The organism is Pseudoalteromonas sp. XMcav1-K (genome assembly GCF_044005875.1).
In the GTDB taxonomy this organism is placed as follows: Bacteria; Pseudomonadota; Gammaproteobacteria; order Enterobacterales; family Alteromonadaceae; genus Pseudoalteromonas; species Pseudoalteromonas spongiae.
Window position 1 is genome coordinate 182,785 of record NZ_JBIPJE010000035.1, and the last position, 17,234, is coordinate 200,018.

The following is a 17,234-nucleotide window of genomic DNA, read 5'->3' on the forward strand; positions in this document are numbered from 1 at the left end:
TGCTCTCTTACTTTTTATTGCGACCTTGGCCTGCGTAGTGCTTTAACAAGCTTGGTACATCTAAAATTAGTGCAATGCCACCATCTGACGTAATTGTTGCACCCGCCATACCCGGCGTACCTTGCAATAAAGCATCTAATGGCTTGATTACCACTTCTTCCTGACCAATTAAGGAATCAACCACAAAGCCCATTTGTTGCGTACCTAATTGCACAATAACAACATGCCCCTGCGAACGCTTTTGTTCGCTGCGAGGATTCCGTAACAACCATTTTTCTAGATAGAACAACGGAATCGCTTTATCACGGACGATAATCGTTAGCTGCCCATCAACTAGATTTGTTTTAGTAAGATCTAAGTGGAATATCTCGCTTACACCCGCAAGTGGCAATGCAAACGTTTGCTGACCAACTACGACCATTAAGGTAGGTAGAATAGCGAGCGTCAGTGGTACTTTAATTTCAAGTACTGTGCCTTTACCTTTTTCTGATTCAATATTCACTGTACCGTTTAATTGGGTAATTTTGGTTTTAACCACATCCATACCCACGCCACGACCAGAAATATCAGAAATCTCTTCTTTGGTAGAGAAACCTGGCGCAAAGATTAAGTTATACGCTTCGTTGTTTGACAGTCGAGCTGCCTGATCGGCATCTATTACACCTTTACCAATCGCTATACTTTTCAGCTTTTCTGCGTCCATACCCGCACCATCATCTTCAATGGTAAGCAAGATATGATCACCTTCTTGAGATGCTGACAGCGTCACCGTACCGGTGCGTGGTTTACCTGCAGCTTCACGATCGTCTGGCATTTCAATACCATGATCCACCGAGTTACGTACAAGGTGAACTAGTGGATCTGCAAGTGCCTCAACAAGGTTTTTATCTAAATCTGTTTCTTCACCAACTAGCTGTAAATTAATTTCTTTTTTCAAGCTGCGCGCTAAGTCACGTACAACGCGAGGGAAACGGCCAAATACTTTTTTGATTGGCTGCATCCGGGTTTTCATTACCGCGCCTTGTAAGTCTGCGGTCACCACATCTAAGTTAGAAATGGCTTTACCCATACTTTCATTACTAACGTTAGCACCTAAGCTGACAAGTCGATTTCGAACCAATACCAGTTCACCGACCATATTCATGATTTGGTCAAGGCGTTTGGTGTCAACACGCACTGTCGTTTCAGCCGGTGGCGCTGCCGGTTTAGCTGGTGCTTTACTTGGCGCTGCAGCTGGTTTGGCTGCACTTGGCGCAGCAGGCTTAGCAGCTACTGGTTTTGGTGCTGAAGCTTGTGGTTTCGCCGGCGTTGGCTTAGCCGCAGGAGGTGGTGTTGGCGTTGCCGGTTTTGCCGCTACCGCCTCAGTATTAAATGATTTTTCAGCAGTGCTTGGCGCACTGCCCTTGCCATGAAGTTCATCAAGTAAGGCTTCGAATTCATCTTCGGTAATGTTTTCATCGTCACCCGATGAAGCCGCAGGAGCTGCGCTTTCTGGCGCACTTGTCTCAGACGCGCCACCGAATGAACCAGCGCCATGTAATTCGTCGAGTAAGCTTTCAAATTCATCATCAGTGATTTCATCAGAGTCGCTACTTTCACTCGCTTCTGGCGCTGCATTAGAGGCTGGGCCATTACCAGAGCCGTGTAACTCATCTAATAAGCTTTCAAATTCTTCTTCTGTGATATCGTCAACGCTATCGCCAGAAGATTGTGCTTCATCACTTGGCGCATCAGCATCAAATAAAATATCAACAAACGGGTCTTCTTCGACTGCTTCTGGTTCGACAATTTCTTCTGCTGGCGCTTCGGCTACCGGTGCTTCATCTGCGCTTTCAGGCTGACTAAGTCTATGTAGTTCTGCCAGTAGCTGCGGGTCAGCAGGATCGGGCTGAGCGCGATTTTGAATGTGAGCAAACATTTCATTGATGGTATCAAGTGCCTGTAAAATCACATCCATTAATTCAGGAGTAACCCTGCGTTGGCCTTGTCGTAAAACATCGAAAATATTTTCTGCGCCGTGACATGCATCGACTAGCTCTGTCATAGACAAGAAGCCAGCGCCCCCTTTTACGGTATGAAACCCTCTAAATATCGCATTCAGTAAATCAGCATCTTCTGGATTATTTTCCAGTTCAACTAACTGTTCTGAGAGCAACTCTAAGATTTCACCGGCTTCGACTAAAAAGTCTTGTAAAATATCTTCATCGACATCAAAGCTCATGCATTTTTCTCCGATTAGAAGCCCAAACTAGACAGCAGATCGTCTACTTCATCTTGACCTGAAACCACATCTTCACGTGATTCAGCATTTATAATTGGACCTTCAGCTACTTGGTCTAATTCACCATCAGCAACCATTTGTTGTTCTTGTTGTATTGTCGTTTCAGGCGATTCATCATGTTCTACAGGTGTGCCAAACACAGTTAACATATGAATCAGGCTATCCTCGACTTCTCGGACAAGCTCGATTACGCGTCGAATAACTTGACCTGTGAGGTCCTGGTAACCCTGGGCCATGAGCACTTCTGTCATTAATGCATTTAATTTATCAGAATTTGTTTTTGCTTCGTCCATAAAGCCGTTTAGCTCATGACATAACACTTTAAACTCACCAACTTTAAGATCTCGCGACATTAATTTGTCCCATTTGGGCTTAATATTGTTGAGACCTGTTTGCAAGTTATCGGCAATAGGCAGCGATGCTTCAACGGCGTCCATCGTTGTATTCGCAGCTTGCTCTGTCATTTCCATAACATAATTGAGACGTTCTTTTGCGTCAGGGATAGACTCAGTTGTTAGCGCCGATAAAGTGGTATCAAGTTGAAAATTTTTCAATGAATCATGCAGTTGACGAGTTAGTTTGCCTACCTCACCAAATAATTCATCTTGCTCAATTGCCGTAACTTGCTTTAGCAGCTCTTGCGCTTGTTGTTGCTCATCGTTTTCAAGAAACGCAACTAGCTGCTTAGCTTGTTCTAAGGTAATTTGAGGCGCAGCACTTGCTGACATAAACCTCTCCTTCCCGTTAGCCTAAACGCTCAAAAACTTTATCAAGCTTTGTTTTAAGCGTTGCTGCTGTAAATGGTTTAACGATATAACCGTTTACACCTGCTTGCGCTGCAGCAATGATCTGCTCTTTTTTGGCTTCGGCAGTTACCATTAGTACCGGTATGTGTTTTAGACTGTCATCCGCGCGAATCGCGCGCAGCAAATCTATACCTTGCATACCTGGCATATTCCAATCCGTAACTACAAAGTCAAACTCTTGGTTTTGCAGCATTGGTAGCGCAGTGCTACCGTCGTCTGCTTCTTGCACGTTTGTGAAACCAAGATCTCTTAACAGGTTTTTAATGATTCTTCTCATCGTTGAAAAGTCGTCAACTACAAGAATTTTCATGTTTTTATCCAAAATATCCTCCAGTGAGGTATGCACCTAATTGTTTACTTACTACTTTTATTCTATATCCAGTCATGGACTTTTGCTTTAAGGCGCACCATGGCCTGACTATGTATTTGGCTCACTCTTGATTCACTCACTTCAAGAATTAGCCCAATTTCTTTTAAATTCATTTCATCATTGTAGTAAAGTGACAGCACTAACGCTTCTCTTTCTGGCAAAGTTTGTATTGCCTCTACTAACGCTTTATTAAATTTATCCTGTTGAATATCAACTAATGGATTTTGTTCTTTATTGCCGAGCCCTGCGTCGATGACATCTTCATCAACACCGAGATCTTCAATGCCGATAATTTTACCATTGCTTATATCCCTTAGAATATGATGGTACTCATCTAACGTAATATCAAGTTTTTCAGCTACTTCACTGTCTTTTGGTTCACGTCCGAGTGATGATTCTAGCTGATTGATGACCGCGGCGACTTCACGGGCGTTTTTATGTACTGAGCGAGGTACCCAATCTCCTTTACGCGTTTCATCAATTATTGCACCGCGAATACGAATACCCGCATAGGTTTCAAAGCTCGCACCTTTACTGCCATCAAAGTTCTTAGCAGCCTCGATTAATCCTATCATGCCTGCCTGAATGAGGTCTTCGACAATAACGCTCGCCGGCAGACGCGCTAAAATATGGTAGGCAATGCGTTTAACCAACGGCGTATGCTGTTCGACAAGTTGCGATAATTGATTTTGATTAGCATAGGCAGCGGTTCTTTTCATAGGCGTTCCTAATTACTAACCAGTTTCTCAATGAAAAACTCTAGGTGTCCTGACGGCTGATTTGGAATTGGCCAGCTCGCCGCTTTAGTTGCAAGTGCTTTGAACGCAATTGCTGCAGGCGATTTTGGAAATACGTCAACAATGGTTTTTTGTTTACGAATCGCTTTTCGAATATTTTCATCAAATGGAACTGTTGCGACTAGCTCAAGCGATACATCTAAAAAGCGGTCGGTTACTTTTGATAATTTTGCGAAAAGCTCTTGGCCTTCTTTTAAGCTGCGTACCATGTTCGCAACTATTTTAAATTTGTACACACCGTGCTCACGGCTTAACACTTTAATCAGTGCGTAAGCATCGGTTATTGATGTTGGTTCATCACACACAACAACAAGCACATCTTGTGAAGCGCGAGAAAAACTAAGCACCATATCTGAAATACCGGCCGCAGTGTCAACGACTAATACATCATAGTGTGAGTCTAATTCGCCAAAAGCGCGAATAAGGCCAGCGTGTTCAGATGGTGTTAATTCCACCATATTTTGAGAGCCAGATGTCGCAGGTACAATTTTCATACCATACGGCCCTTCAACTAAGATATCTTCGAGGTCACATTCACCTGAAAGCACGTGAGAAAGATTACGCTCTACACGCAAACCCAGCATTACATCACAGTTTGCTAAACCCAAATCGGCATCGAGTACCAGTACTTTTTGGCCTTGCTGAGCCATGGCGATTGCCATGTTTAGAGAGACATTGGTTTTACCAACTCCCCCTTTACCTCCAGTTACCGCAATTACTTTTACAGCCTTGTTGTTGTTTTTCATTTTCCGCAGGCCACTAGCTTGATCTAATTCTGGGTTAATCATACATTCCTACTGCTTGATGCGCCATGCTTGATGCACGTCTTGCTTGCGCGTTTGTTCGTTTTGCATACAACTGCTGAGCTTTGCTGACCAATTTTTCCGCATTTGCCACACGAATGTCCTCTGGTACACGCTGCCCATTGGTAAGATAGCCTATTGGCAGACGATTTTGAATGGCTACACTGATAATTTCACCTAAACTTAGACATTCATCAAGTTTTGTGAAGATACAACCACTTAACTGTACCTGTTTGAACTGTTTAATCGCCTCTTGCTGTACTTCAAGCTGTGCTGTTGAACTTAACACAAGGTAACTGCGAATATCTACTCGGCTATTGCGCATTAAGGTGTTGAGTTGTTCAGTCAAACGTATATCTCGTTGGCTCATTCCTGCTGTATCAATTAATACTAGACGCTTATTTCTTAAATGATAAAGAATTTCAGTGAGTTCTTCTGCATTTTTAACTTGCTTTACTGGGCAGCCAATAATACGACCATAAGTCGATAATTGCTCATATGCGCCAATACGATAAGTATCTGTTGTGATTAGTGCGATATTGTTGGCGCCAAATTTTTGTGCGCCAAGTGCAGCTAGCTTTGCAACTGTGGTAGTTTTACCTACACCAGTAGGACCAACTAGCGCATATACGCCACCACGACGCAAAATCTCATTATTTGCAGTGTATAGCTGTTTGCTCAGCATATTAAGTGTTTCTTGCCACGCTTGACGCGGTGCAACGTCATCTGGAATAAAACACGCAAGCTGGTCCGCTACTGCTTCACTGATACCCATACCTTTCAAACGGTCGAGTAAAAGAGCACGAGTTGGGTCACGGCGCGCCATATCTTCATTCATTAAGCCAGAAAGTTGGTGCTCAAGTAACTGTCTGATCGATGCCATTTCATCACGCATTGCTTGCATTTCATCAAGCGACTGAGCTTGGTTGCCATAACTGCTTTGTTGCTTTGGCTTAGCAAAGCTATCAAGGGCATCTTGCTGTGTCGATGTGAGTGAATCATCGTCATCAAACCAATTACGAGGCTGCTTTGGCTCAGGTGCTTTATCAAATTGAGGTGATTTTTTCGCTTGGCGCTCAAGTAATGCCGATAAACTATCTGCTACCGCTGCTTGTTTTTCAGGGGTCGCTGTTTGTGGTTTTGGCTTAACAAAATTATTACTAAAACGAGGCTTTTCTTCGCTTAACTTAGGCGCTGCAGGTGCAGCTTGCACTGACTTTTCATAATCAACAGCTGCCACAATTTCAACACCATCAGCCATGCGCTTATTTGACATGATAACTGCATCAGGACCTAGCTCATGCTTTACTTCATTCAACGCGCTGCGCATATCTTTAGCAAAAAAACGTTTAATTTTCATGTGACACCTCGTCTCTACTTATCACTGTTGACCGACTGAGCAAACAATTTTGATCTGCTTTTCTTCAGGTACTTCCTGATATGACATCACGCGCAAACCCGGTAGGCTGTGTTTCACAAATCGCGATAACACGCTGCGCAACATACCTGATGTCAACAGTATTGAAGGTTCACCCGCCATTTCCTGGTTTTGATGTGCATCGCCGAGAGAATTTTGTAGTCTTTCTGCGAGCCCTGGCTCAATGCCAGCACCTTCGTCACCTGCACTTTGAAGGGACTGATGCAACATCTGTTCCAACTCAGGCGCCAATGTTATGACAGGGATTTCTGGTGCATTGCCAGCAACGTCTTGAACGATTAATCGACGCAGTGAGATTCTAACTGCAGCCGTTAGTACGTCTGGGTCTTGGCTACGAGGGCCGTACTCAACGAGGGTTTGAACAATCGAACGCATATCGCGAATTGGCACACCTTCATTAAGTAAGTTTTGCAGTACTTTTACAATTGTAGTGAGCGGTAAAATATCAGGTACTAAGCCTTCAATTAAACGCGGATGCGACTTGGCTAGCATATCAAGTAAGTTTTGTACTTCTTCATGACCCAATAACAAGGCTGCGTTATTGTGTAATAACTGAGAAATATGTGTTGCAACCACAGTTGCAGCATCAACCACGGTATAACCAAGTGATTGTGCTTCATCTTTTTGTTCTGGTGCGATCCACACAGCATCTAAGCCAAATGCAGGGTCTTTGGTCGCAACCCCTTTTACTTCACCAAATACTTGGCCTGGGTTAATCGCCAATTCGTTATTGTGTTTTAATTCACCGTTACCACTAGAAACCCCCATTAATGTGATGCGGTATTCGTTCGGATCTAGCTCTAAATTGTCTCGAATATGAACCGGCGGTACTAAAAAGCCAAGCTCTTGAGATAACTTTTTACGCACCCCTTTAATGCGGCTCAGTAATTCACCACCTTGTGCTTGGTCGACAAGTGGAATTAAACGGTAACCAACCTCTAGGCCAATTACATCCACTTGCTGTACATCATCCCAACCCAACTCTTTTTGCTCAATTTGCGCTTGCTCTTGGCCGGGTGAACCGCCTTTTGCAACCTGTTTCGATTCTTCTTCTGCTTTTTTCGTTTTAATGCGCTGATTCACATAAGCCACACCGCCAATTAAAAAGCCTAACCCCAAGAACGCAACTTTCGGCATGCCTGGCACTAACCCCATTACAATCAAAATACCTGCTGCAATATAAAGGGCTTTATCATTGCCTAATTGGGCGTGAAATTGCTCGCCCATGTTTTGCGATTCATTTTGACGCGTTACCACAATCGCGGTACCGATAGATAAAAGTAGCGAAGGTAATTGAGCAACAAGGCCATCACCTATCGTAAGTAGCGTATATACTTCCATTGCACGACTAAACGGTAAATCATGCTGGATCATGCCAATAAATAAACCACCAATAATATTGATAACAAGAATGATAATACCGGCAATAGCATCCCCTTTTACAAACTTACTGGCACCATCCATTGAGCCGTAGAAGTCTGCTTCACGAGTTACTTCGGTGCGGCGCTCTCGCGCTTGTTCCGCGGTAATAAAGCCTGCATTTAAGTCTGCATCAATCGCCATTTGTTTACCTGGCATTGCATCTAAGGTGAAACGTGCAGACACTTCTGAAATACGGCCTGCACCTTTGGTAATTACCACAAAGTTAATAATAATTAGAATCAAAAATACAACTAAACCAACAGCATAGTTACCGCCGATCACAACTGAGCCAAATGCTTCAATTACCTTACCCGCTGCATCGCCACCTTCATGACCTTCAAGCAACACGACTCGGGTACTGGCTACATTCAGCGCAAGGCGTAAGATAGTGGCTATTAGCAAAACGGTTGGGAAAATACCGAAATCGAGAGGCTTCAAGGTATACAAGGTAATAAGTAGAACGACCAGCGATAACGCTATGTTAAAAGAGAACAGTATATCGAGTAAAAACGCAGGCATTGGCAACACAACCATACCGAGCGCAGCAAGCACAAGAATAGGTGTACCTATACCTTTCAGGTAATCCGATTTATTTGCGTTTAGTTGATTTAATGTGGCCTTGAAGTCCATACAGCAGCTATTCAATATATTGACACTGGTATAGCTAAAGCAAATACCGTTCCAACAAGAAAAGTAGCGATAACTTACTGTTTAGTATTTGAAATCTTCAGGTATTGGTAGCTCTTTAGCGAGTTTTTCTGGGCGTTTACCACGCCCTTTATTAAACTGTTTTAATTGGAAAACATAAGCAAGTACTTGTGCCACCGCAACGAACAACTGCTCCGGAATTTGCTGACCCACTTCACCGGTGTGGAACAATGAACGTGCCAATGCGGGCGATTCGACAATCGGTACGTCAAAGCGATCTGCTATTTTTCTAATTTGCAGCGCTATTTGGTCACCACCGATAGCAATAACCATAGGAGCGCCGGCTTTAGCGGTATCATATTTAAGTGCAACAGCGTAGTGAGTTGGGTTTGTAACTACCACATCGGCATCTGGCACATCTTGCATCATTCTGCGCTGCGACATTTCTCGCTGGGTACGACGAATGCGGGCTTTGATTTGAGGATCACCTTCGCTGTTTTTGTATTCATCTTTAACCTCTTGCAAGGTCATTTTTAGCTGTTCGTTATGATTCCACTTTTGAAATGGTGCATCAATTGACGCTATAACGATTAGCGTCATCGCCAGGGCAAAAAACATCCACGCCAAGATCCACAATGCGTGTTCAATATTACCAGGCACAGCCTCTAAGCTCAGGGTAAGAATTTCGGGGAAATAGCCTTTGATTAAGTAAACAGCAACCGTTGCAATCAGGCCAAACTTTAATAATGCTTTAACTAATTCAATGGCCGCTTGTTTACCGAACATGCGGGCAAAGCCTTTGAGAGGTGACATTTTACTCGCTTTAGGTGCAGCTGCTTGCCAACTAAAATTAAAACCACCTAGAAATGTATTGCCAATTACACCTGCAACCAATAAGCACAACACAAACATTGTCATGCCATACCAAAGTTCACTTGCAACTTCACCCCACACCGAGAACATCTTGGTTGTGTCATAGACTTCATTACGATTTAGCGAAAGCAAACGCCCCATCACATTATATAAGCCTACAGCGATGTCTTTACCAAACAGTAAAAAGCTCACGGCAGCAGCAATCAATACAAAGGTGGTGCCCGTTTCTTTTGAGCGCGCTACCTGTCCTTTTTTCGCTGCGTCTTGCAGCTTTTTGGGGGTGGGTTCTTCGGTGCGTTCTTGATCTGAGCCTTCAGCCATATCCGTTCCTTACACCTGACAACCAACAAGATCGCACATTAGCTCAACCATTTTTAGCCACTGAAATTCAAATTGCGCAGTAAAGTTAGTCATTGTTGCCCAAATAATTACAAGGCCTGCAAGCAATGTAAACGGGAAACCTATAGTAAAAATATTAAGTTGCGGCGCAGCGCGAGTCATTACACCAAATGAGAAGTTGATAACTAGCATTGCAGTTAACGGCGCTAGTGATAACACTAAGGCTGTCGCAAACATCCAACTGCCCCATAACGCCAGTTTTTGAAAGTTTGCAACAGGCCACCAGGTGCCATCAATAGGTAACGCAGTAAAGCTATGTACAAGCATTTGGATCATCATTAGATGACCGTCAAAAACCCAAAATAGTAAGGTTGCAAGAATTAAATAAAACTGACCGACCGCAGGCACACTTTGCCCATTTGCAGGGTCAACAATTGACGCAAAACCAAGGCCTGTTTGCATTGCAAGTATTTGACCTGCAAGAATAAAGGTATTAAGCATCATTACTGACGCAAACCCCATGGCAACACCAATCAAGATCTGCTGCAGCACCACAATGACCATTTGAAAGCTGAATAGCTCGTTAAATTGACTAGGTGGTAAAATCGGCATTACTAGCAAGGTCACCAGTACCGATAACCCAACTTTTACGCGCGTCGGAACAGTTTTCACGCCAATACCTACCATCACCATAAACATTGCAGCAATGCGTGATAACGGTAATAAAAAATCCGAAAGGTATTGTACTAATTGCGAAAATAAAATTTCCATAAAGGCCTATTTTAACCAGCAATTTGCGGAATAATCTCCACCATCTGACGGAAGTAATCAGTCAATTCTTGGGTGATCCAGTGAGCACCAAAAATAAGCGCAAGTAAGGTTACAATAAGACGCGGTAAAAAGCTTAAGGTCTGCTCGTTAATTGAAGTTGCAGCTTGGAAGATTGCAACAATTAGCCCCACAATTAAGCTTGGTACGATAATGGCTGCAACCAACTTAATAACCAGAAAAAGTGCATCGCTGAGTACTTCTACAAAAACTTCGGGTTGCATTTAGCCTCCTATTCGCGGGTATGTTATCGCCACAGTACTATGTACCTAACCCATAACTACGCGCGAGCGTGCCCATTACCAACGACCAGCCATCAACCAAAACAAACAGCATAATTTTAAATGGCAATGACACAATCATTGGCGATAGCATCATCATACCCATAGCCATCAACACACTGGCAACCACCAAATCAACAATCAAAAACGGAATAAAGAACATAAAACCAATAATAAACGCGGTTTGTAATTCACTGGTGATAAATGCAGGAATAACCACAATAAATGGCGTATCTTCTGGGGAGTCGAGTTGTTCGTAACCGGCTATTTTGGCGAAGGTTTCTAAATCTGAAATACGTGTTTGCGAAAGCATAAATGCTTTAAGTGGCTCTTTTGCTTGGTCAAGCGCCTGTACCGACGTAAGCTCTTCGTTGAGATATGGCTGAATCGCGCGGTCATCAATTTGCTTGTAAATGGGCGCCATAATAAAAATGCTCATAAACAACGCCATACCCACCAAAAGCTGACTCGACGGCGTTTGCTGTAAACCAATTGCTTGGCGCAAAATAGCCAACACCACAATAATGCGGGTGAAAGATGTCATCATAATCACGGCAGCTGGAATAAAACTCAGCGCCGTCATCATAATTAAAACTTGTAGCGTAACCGAGTATTCCTGCACACCATCCGCATTAGTTTTAACCGTTAGCGCTTGCAAAGCATCATTCGCCCATGCCATCTCTGGCAATAACACTAACAACACAAATAGCACTACATTGAAACACGTCCGGTTCATATATTATTTCTTATTTTTAGGATTCATAAAATGCGCCAATTGTTTGGCGAACTCAGGCATTTGCTGCTCAGCCAACGGCGTTTCTAATTGATATAAATAGTTTATAGAGCCTGAAGTTACACCGAGTACATGATGCTTGTTATCCATTTCCACCACTAGCAGGCGTTCTTTGCTGCCAATGTTGATGGAACGAATCACTTTAAACTCGTCACTGGGCGTCATTTGTGGGTTAAATCGCTTGATTAACACGGCAAGCAAAACAATGCAGCCTACCACAAGCAGCAACGACATAATCATAGAAGCCAACTGTTGAAATCCAGCTGGCTCTGCCGCTAACAGATTAAACGGTACTATCAGTAACGTACTGAGTAAACCGATATTTTTTTTCATCGTAACTTTTTGATCCGCTCGATTTGACTGATCACATCTGTTAAGCGAATACCGAATTTATCGTTAACAACAACCACTTCACCGTGAGCAATTAAGGTACCATTTACGAGTACATCAAGTGGTTCACCCGCTACGCGGTCAAGTTCAACCACTGAGCCCTGGTTTAATTGCAGTAAGTTACGAATACTAATTTTAGAACGACCCACTTCCATCGAAATGGTAACTGGAATATCTAAAATGGTATCGAGCTTACGCTTTTCTTCAGTCGTTAAATCGGCTTTCGAATCTTCAGACAGCTCTTCGAGTTCAGCAACTTCGGCATCACCACCGTCTTCGCCTTCAGCTTCGGCTAGGGCTGCAGCCCATTCGTCCATTGTATCTTGATCATCGCTCATACTAAATTTCTCTCAGTTAATTACCAGTCGAGGTCTACACCATCTGATAAATGTAAATCTTCTTCCAATTGCTCCAACTCAGCATCTGAATCGAGCTTTTTCCCGCCCTTTGTAAATACATGTAGCTCTGATTTAACAGATTCAGGGCGTTTAATTTTTTCACTAATTTGAAGCGCAACGTTATCGCGAGAACGACCCATTTTGGCGCGGTAAGTCGGCAAGTCTTCAATGAATACCGTAATATGTTCTGGCATTTCTACCGGAATAATATCACCTTCTTTTAAGTCCATAATTTGTTGCAGACTTAAATCCACTTCAAGCATACGCGTACTAAGATCGACTTCTACATCCATAATTTCATCGCGCAGTGCTTTAGACCAACGTAAATCGGTGTCTTCTGTATCTGACTGCACACCGGCATCAAGTAATTCACGAATTGGCTCAAGCATTGAGTAAGGCAGCGCAATATGGAAATCCCCGCCGCCGCCATCCAGTTCAATATGAAACGAACTGATTACCACAACTTCTGTCGGGCTCACAATGTTAGCCATTGCTGGGTTCACTTCTGAATCAAGGTATTCAAAAGACACATCCATCACCGGTGCCCACGCTTCTTTATAATCTTCAAAAATGATTTTAAGTAGCATTTGCACAATACGGCGTTCGGTTGGTGTAAATTCACGCCCTTCAATTTTGGCATGGTAACGTCCATCACCACCAAAGAAGTTATCCACCAAAATAAACACTAAACGCGCTTCCATGGTAATAAGACCGGTGCCTTTTAACGGTCTAAAGCGCACCATATTTAAACTGGTTGGAACAAATAAGGTGTGGATGTATTCGCCAAATTTGATCATCTGCACGCCGTTAATCGACACTTCTGCAGTGCGGCGCATCATATTAAATAAGGATATACGCATGTGGCGAGCGAATCGTTCGTTAACGATTTCCAGCGTCGGCATACGGCCACGAACAATACGATCTTGAGATGAGAAATCGTATTGCAGCGCGGACGAATCGCTATCACCGCCTTCGTCTATCTCTTCTTCATCAACATCATCGACGCCATGTAAGAGCGCATCGATTTCGTCTTGAGATAATAAATCGCTCACCTAAACTCCTAATTATTGCATTACAAAGCCAGTAAACAACACGCGTTCTACGACTTTACTGTCTTCAATTTCTACCAATGCATTTTGCACTTCGGTTAATGCGTTATAGCGCAGTGCTTCTTTTCCAGCTGTAGTGCTTAAATCATCTGCATTACTTGCTGAAAATACGCGTAATAAGGTATTTTCAATCAGCGGAATATGGCGTTTTGCGGTTTCTTCGTTAACATCGCCACGCACTAACAATTGCACTTTAATCTGTACCAAACGGTCTTTATTTGAACCCGGTACATTAAACACAAATGGTCTTGGCATACCGACGTACAACGCACTGCCAATTTCAGCACTATTACCACTTGGTTTACCTTCGCCACCTTCGGCAGATGCGGTTTCCTCAGCAAGTGTTTCTGCAGGGGCACTGTCATCGCCACCTAAAAAGAAAAATGCGGCGCCGCCACCCGCGAGCAATACCACAACAGCAATAATGATAATCATCATTTTGCCGCCTTTTTTCTCTCCACCTTCTTCAATTTCAAGATCTTTTTCTTCTGCCATTGTGACGTTTCCGTAGCTGCTATTTATTATTTTATATAATAGTGCGTTTATTTCCGTTTAATAGCAATTAGTGTTATGCGTAAAAATCGATTCCATCTTGCTGTTTGCTGACAATTTGTTCACTTACATTGCTAACGGACTCGTGCTCACGCTCTGAACTCGACGAATGACCAGACTGCTCCGCCATTTGCTGCTCACCTTGCCCTTGTTCAGATACACTACTTTCACCTAAATTAATGCCCTGTTCGGCAAGCATTTCTTTTAGTCGCCCCATTGATTGTTCAAGTACATCTTTCGCTTGTTGACTTTGCACTACAAAGTTTATTTGTGCTTGTTCGGCATCAGAACGAATGCGAATTTGCATCGAACCTAATTCTGGTGGGTCTAATCTAATTTCCGCTTCTTTCAAGTTTAAGTTTAGTAGCATATTTGCTTTATTAAATAATGCTTTAGCTGCATCACGCTTGGCAATATTGACCGGTTGTTGCAATGCTTGCTCAGCACTAATTGTGGTTTTTTTGGTGTTTTGGATCACTTGTGCAGTTTGCATCGCTAAGTGCTGCTGGTTGATTTCGCTTACTTCAGCCTGCTGAAGTTGACTCGTTTGAATTTGCGAGACTAATTGCGATAGCACTGGTGTATTCGCATTTGTTTTTAAACTATTAAGCAATTTTGCAAAACTTTGCGGTTGCTCTGTGCTTGTCTCTGTCTCAAGGTTTGGCTCATCCACCAGCTGAGTTGTATCAACTTTACTTTGTTTAACACTACTGGTTTGCTCATTGCTCGCCTGTAATTTTTCCGCAGCTTGACTACTTAACGATACAACACTTGCAGGCGCTGGTTTTGTTGCCTGTTGATTAATTAGCTCTACGGTAGTTTTCTGTACGTCGAGATCAACGTTTTGCTCTTGTGCCACCGCTTTAGCAACCGCAGTCACATTATGTGGGACTTGTGTATCTGGACGTGTAATGGTTTGTTGTTTATTTGCCACAGCTACAGTCTCACCAAGAGCACGTGACGCTAACGTACTTTGCAATTGTGCTTGGTCGTTATCACTTTCCGTTACAAGGTCATCCGGTGTGGCATTTTGTTCAACCGCTTGTTGCGCGGTATTTGACTTAGCTGATTGTGCAGTAAGTACTGATTGCAAAGTGACAGGCTGCTCTTTTGCTTTTGACTCAGCTTTTGCAATTGCCACGTTTAACTTCTCCATAACTAAGCGGAGATCGTGTTTAGAAAGCCCCTGTGGTATTTCGCTTTCTTTATCGAGCTGTGTAAAAAATTGCTTAAGTGTTTCAAGGCCTTCTTTGTCTAATTTGGCAAATTCATTATCAAGCGACACTAAGTTTTGAGCGAGATTGACCTTAGTTGCACCGTCTTTCACCGAATCGCTTTCGGCGGCACTGTCACTATCGACCGACGCTTTTACACTTTGTGCTTGCTCTGTACTTTCACTGCCTTTCGAAATACTCACATCAAAAGACTTACTTTTAGTTAGTTGTTCAAGCAGTGAGGTAGTTGCATTACTATCGTTGCTTGTTGCTTTTTGTGTTTGTTCAGTTTGTGCTTGTTGAGTATCTGCCTGTTTAGTTTCTTCAACTGGCATTGATTTTACTGGGGTTGATTCAGAATCCTCTTTGCTAGTATTCGCACTATCATCGAGCTGTTTAAATTCGGATGAGCGAGTCACTGACATATCATCTTGCGTATGCGACTCATCGATATTGGCAACGGCAGATTCAGTTTGTTCACCTTCATCAGTGACATTATCTGAATCGTCTATTTGCTTGGGTGTATCATTTTCGTCCGACAATTGACTATCATCACGACTATTTTGCTCTTCATCGGCGGATGCATGTTTGCCCTGCACTTCATTTTGCACAGATTCAAAAACAGCTAAAAAACCGCTTTTATTTTCGCTTTCACTCGTTGTTGCCGTGGAGTCTAATCCAACATTTGTAATGCTTAACTGCGAATTTATCGTTGCCATAACACACTTCTTCTTTAACTAAAGATTGCCGCTTTTAATGCCTTGCTAAAAATTAAGCAAAAATTAAGCCAGTGTTTTTCGATTTCGTACAAATATATTGGTAGCAAACTCGTCAAGCTGCTTTTGCTCTGCCTTTGCCAACGCAGCTTGCTGTTTATCTAATTTGCGCTGTTTGAGTTTTTGGATTGCTTCTAATTTTGCTTTTTGCGCTAACCACAGCGACTCACGCTGTTTTAACACCTTGTTTGCCGTATTGATCGCGTTTAGTTGTTGCTTTAACGCATCATCTAACTTGCCGATAAATTGCTGAAACTGATTATAATAGCTACCGCCAACGCCTTGCGCAGCACGACTTTGTAATTGAGCTAAATAGTCTGAGCGAAACGACTCGATACCCGTTAATTGACGCTGTAAATTAGCAAGGTGTTGCTGCGCACCAACAAAATCGAGACGCAGTTTTTCTTCTTTGTCAGATTCAAGCTTTATTAATAATGCTAGTTGGTCACGCGCCATTAGCCTTGTCCTAGAATACGAGCCAAGCTAGTTAACCCTTCATCATAAGGAATAACATCTGTCATGCCTTGTTGTAAGAAGTGGTTTATTCCTGGCATCATTTCGATCGTTTTATCAAGCATAGGGTCGCTGCCTTTTTGATAAGCACCCAGCGTAATAAGATCTTTGTTCTGTTGGTAAAGTGAGTAGATTTGTTTTAACACACGCGCTTGCTGCAAATGTGCTTCGCTAATAACTTGCGGCATAACACGACTAATCGACTTTTCAATATCAATCGCGGGATAGTGCCCTGAATCGGCCAGTTCGCGGGATAATACTATGTGCCCATCAAGAATCGCACGGGCTGCATCAGCGATGGGGTCTTGCATATCATCCCCTTCGGATAACACGGTAAAAAACGCCGTAATGCTGCCTTGCCCTTCGCCACCATTACCCGCGCGTTCAACCAAGGCGGGAAGTTTTGCAAACACAGAAGGTGGATAACCTTTAGTTGCAGGAGGTTCGCCTACCGCTAGCGCAATTTCACGCTGCGCCATGGCATAACGCGTTACTGAATCCAGCAGCAACAGTACGTTTAACCCCTGATCACGAAAATATTCAGCAATCGTTACGGCGGTTTCACAGCCTTTTAAACGCATCAGCGGTGATGCATCCGCAGGA

Annotated in this window: 17 protein-coding genes and 1 pseudogene; all 18 read right to left on the reverse strand. The window is 43.1% G+C overall.

Features of this window, described 5'->3' with window-relative positions; genetic code table 11:
- Positions 1-7 precede the first annotated feature (7 nt).
- On the reverse strand, positions 8-2,221 hold the full coding sequence (locus tag ACHSBP_RS07035; RefSeq protein WP_395388431.1) for a chemotaxis protein CheA: 2,214 nt from the start codon (positions 2,219-2,221) through the stop codon (positions 8-10).
- Between the two features lie 14 nt (positions 2,222-2,235).
- The gene (locus ACHSBP_RS07040) at positions 2,236-3,009 is read right to left on the reverse strand and encodes a protein phosphatase CheZ (protein ID WP_010560567.1); all 774 of its coding nucleotides are present in this window, start codon (positions 3,007-3,009) and stop codon (positions 2,236-2,238) included.
- Between the two features lie 16 nt (positions 3,010-3,025).
- A complete protein-coding gene (cheY, locus tag ACHSBP_RS07045) occupies positions 3,026-3,409 on the reverse strand; it encodes a chemotaxis response regulator CheY (protein WP_010560568.1) in 384 nt (127 codons plus the stop codon).
- 50 nt (positions 3,410-3,459) lie between these two features.
- Positions 3,460-4,176 (reverse strand): RNA polymerase sigma factor FliA, encoded by a 717-nt coding sequence (locus ACHSBP_RS07050; protein WP_010560569.1) that lies wholly within the window; start codon positions 4,174-4,176, stop codon positions 3,460-3,462.
- Between the two features lie 8 nt (positions 4,177-4,184).
- Entirely contained in the window at positions 4,185-5,042 is an 858-nt protein-coding gene (locus tag ACHSBP_RS07055) for a MinD/ParA family protein (protein ID WP_010560570.1), read from the reverse strand.
- The gene (gene flhF / locus ACHSBP_RS07060) at positions 5,035-6,417 is read right to left on the reverse strand and encodes a flagellar biosynthesis protein FlhF (RefSeq protein ID WP_010560571.1); all 1,383 of its coding nucleotides are present in this window, start codon (positions 6,415-6,417) and stop codon (positions 5,035-5,037) included. Before flhF ends, ACHSBP_RS07055 begins: the two co-directional genes overlap by 8 nt.
- 21 nt (positions 6,418-6,438) lie before the next feature.
- Complete coding sequence (gene flhA / locus ACHSBP_RS07065; RefSeq protein ID WP_010560572.1) at positions 6,439-8,547, reverse strand: flagellar biosynthesis protein FlhA; 2,109 nt, start codon at positions 8,545-8,547, stop codon at positions 6,439-6,441.
- An 81-nt stretch (positions 8,548-8,628) separates the two neighbouring features.
- Positions 8,629-9,759: a flagellar biosynthesis protein FlhB gene (gene flhB / locus ACHSBP_RS07070; protein ID WP_336434714.1), complete on the reverse strand. Its 1,131-nt coding sequence runs from the start codon at positions 9,757-9,759 to the stop codon at positions 8,629-8,631.
- Between the two features lie 9 nt (positions 9,760-9,768).
- Positions 9,769-10,548 (reverse strand): flagellar biosynthetic protein FliR, encoded by a 780-nt coding sequence (fliR, locus tag ACHSBP_RS07075; protein ID WP_105170690.1) that lies wholly within the window; start codon positions 10,546-10,548, stop codon positions 9,769-9,771.
- Positions 10,549-10,559: 11 nt separating this feature from the next.
- Entirely contained in the window at positions 10,560-10,829 is a 270-nt protein-coding gene (fliQ, locus tag ACHSBP_RS07080; RefSeq protein ID WP_010560575.1) for a flagellar biosynthesis protein FliQ, read from the reverse strand.
- Positions 10,830-10,866: 37 nt separating this feature from the next.
- Positions 10,867-11,565: a flagellar type III secretion system pore protein FliP gene (gene fliP / locus ACHSBP_RS07085; protein ID WP_395388436.1), complete on the reverse strand. Its 699-nt coding sequence runs from the start codon at positions 11,563-11,565 to the stop codon at positions 10,867-10,869.
- Positions 11,566-11,625: 60 nt separating this feature from the next.
- A complete protein-coding gene (gene fliO / locus ACHSBP_RS07090; RefSeq protein ID WP_010560577.1) occupies positions 11,626-12,012 on the reverse strand; it encodes a flagellar biosynthetic protein FliO in 387 nt (128 codons plus the stop codon).
- On the reverse strand, positions 12,009-12,407 hold the full coding sequence (fliN, locus tag ACHSBP_RS07095) for a flagellar motor switch protein FliN (protein WP_010560578.1): 399 nt from the start codon (positions 12,405-12,407) through the stop codon (positions 12,009-12,011). The genes fliO and fliN overlap by 4 nt, the downstream gene beginning before the upstream one ends.
- A 20-nt stretch (positions 12,408-12,427) precedes the next feature.
- Positions 12,428-13,519 (reverse strand): flagellar motor switch protein FliM, encoded by a 1,092-nt coding sequence (fliM, locus tag ACHSBP_RS07100; RefSeq protein WP_010560579.1) that lies wholly within the window; start codon positions 13,517-13,519, stop codon positions 12,428-12,430.
- Between the two features lie 12 nt (positions 13,520-13,531).
- Entirely contained in the window at positions 13,532-14,071 is a 540-nt protein-coding gene (fliL, locus tag ACHSBP_RS07105; RefSeq protein WP_010560580.1) for a flagellar basal body-associated protein FliL, read from the reverse strand.
- Positions 14,072-14,144: 73 nt separating this feature from the next.
- A complete protein-coding gene (locus ACHSBP_RS07110) occupies positions 14,145-16,061 on the reverse strand; it encodes a flagellar hook-length control protein FliK (RefSeq protein WP_395388433.1) in 1,917 nt (638 codons plus the stop codon).
- A 63-nt stretch (positions 16,062-16,124) separates the two neighbouring features.
- The gene (gene fliJ / locus ACHSBP_RS07115; RefSeq protein ID WP_010560582.1) at positions 16,125-16,574 is read right to left on the reverse strand and encodes a flagellar export protein FliJ; all 450 of its coding nucleotides are present in this window, start codon (positions 16,572-16,574) and stop codon (positions 16,125-16,127) included.
- A pseudogene (gene fliI / locus ACHSBP_RS07120) lies at positions 16,574-17,234 on the reverse strand (flagellum-specific ATP synthase FliI); the annotation flags it as partial. The pseudogene fliI and the gene fliJ, both read right to left, overlap by 1 nt.

Bases quoted from the DNA above. Each gene is read 5' to 3' on its own strand.
- ACHSBP_RS07035 (WP_395388431.1), bottom strand. From the start codon at position 2,221: ATGAGCTTTGATGTCGATGAAGATATTTTACAAGACTTTTTAGTCGAA.
- ACHSBP_RS07040 (WP_010560567.1), bottom strand. From the start codon at position 3,009: ATGTCAGCAAGTGCTGCGCCTCAAATTACCTTAGAACAAGCTAAGCAG.
- ACHSBP_RS07050 (WP_010560569.1), bottom strand. From the start codon at position 4,176: ATGAAAAGAACCGCTGCCTATGCTAATCAAAATCAATTATCGCAACTT.
- ACHSBP_RS07055 (WP_010560570.1), bottom strand. From the start codon at position 5,042: ATGATTAACCCAGAATTAGATCAAGCTAGTGGCCTGCGGAAAATGAAA.
- flhF (WP_010560571.1), bottom strand. From the start codon at position 6,417: ATGAAAATTAAACGTTTTTTTGCTAAAGATATGCGCAGCGCGTTGAAT.
- flhA (WP_010560572.1), bottom strand. From the start codon at position 8,547: ATGGACTTCAAGGCCACATTAAATCAACTAAACGCAAATAAATCGGAT.
- flhB (WP_336434714.1), bottom strand. From the start codon at position 9,759: ATGGCTGAAGGCTCAGATCAAGAACGCACCGAAGAACCCACCCCCAAA.
- fliR (WP_105170690.1), bottom strand. From the start codon at position 10,548: ATGGAAATTTTATTTTCGCAATTAGTACAATACCTTTCGGATTTTTTA.
- fliQ (WP_010560575.1), bottom strand. From the start codon at position 10,829: ATGCAACCCGAAGTTTTTGTAGAAGTACTCAGCGATGCACTTTTTCTG.
- fliP (WP_395388436.1), bottom strand. From the start codon at position 11,565: ATGGCATGGGCGAATGATGCTTTGCAAGCGCTAACGGTTAAAACTAAT.
- fliO (WP_010560577.1), bottom strand. From the start codon at position 12,012: ATGAAAAAAAATATCGGTTTACTCAGTACGTTACTGATAGTACCGTTT.
- fliN (WP_010560578.1), bottom strand. From the start codon at position 12,407: ATGAGCGATGATCAAGATACAATGGACGAATGGGCTGCAGCCCTAGCC.
- fliL (WP_010560580.1), bottom strand. From the start codon at position 14,071: ATGGCAGAAGAAAAAGATCTTGAAATTGAAGAAGGTGGAGAGAAAAAA.
- ACHSBP_RS07110 (WP_395388433.1), bottom strand. From the start codon at position 16,061: ATGGCAACGATAAATTCGCAGTTAAGCATTACAAATGTTGGATTAGAC.
- fliJ (WP_010560582.1), bottom strand. From the start codon at position 16,574: ATGGCGCGTGACCAACTAGCATTATTAATAAAGCTTGAATCTGACAAA.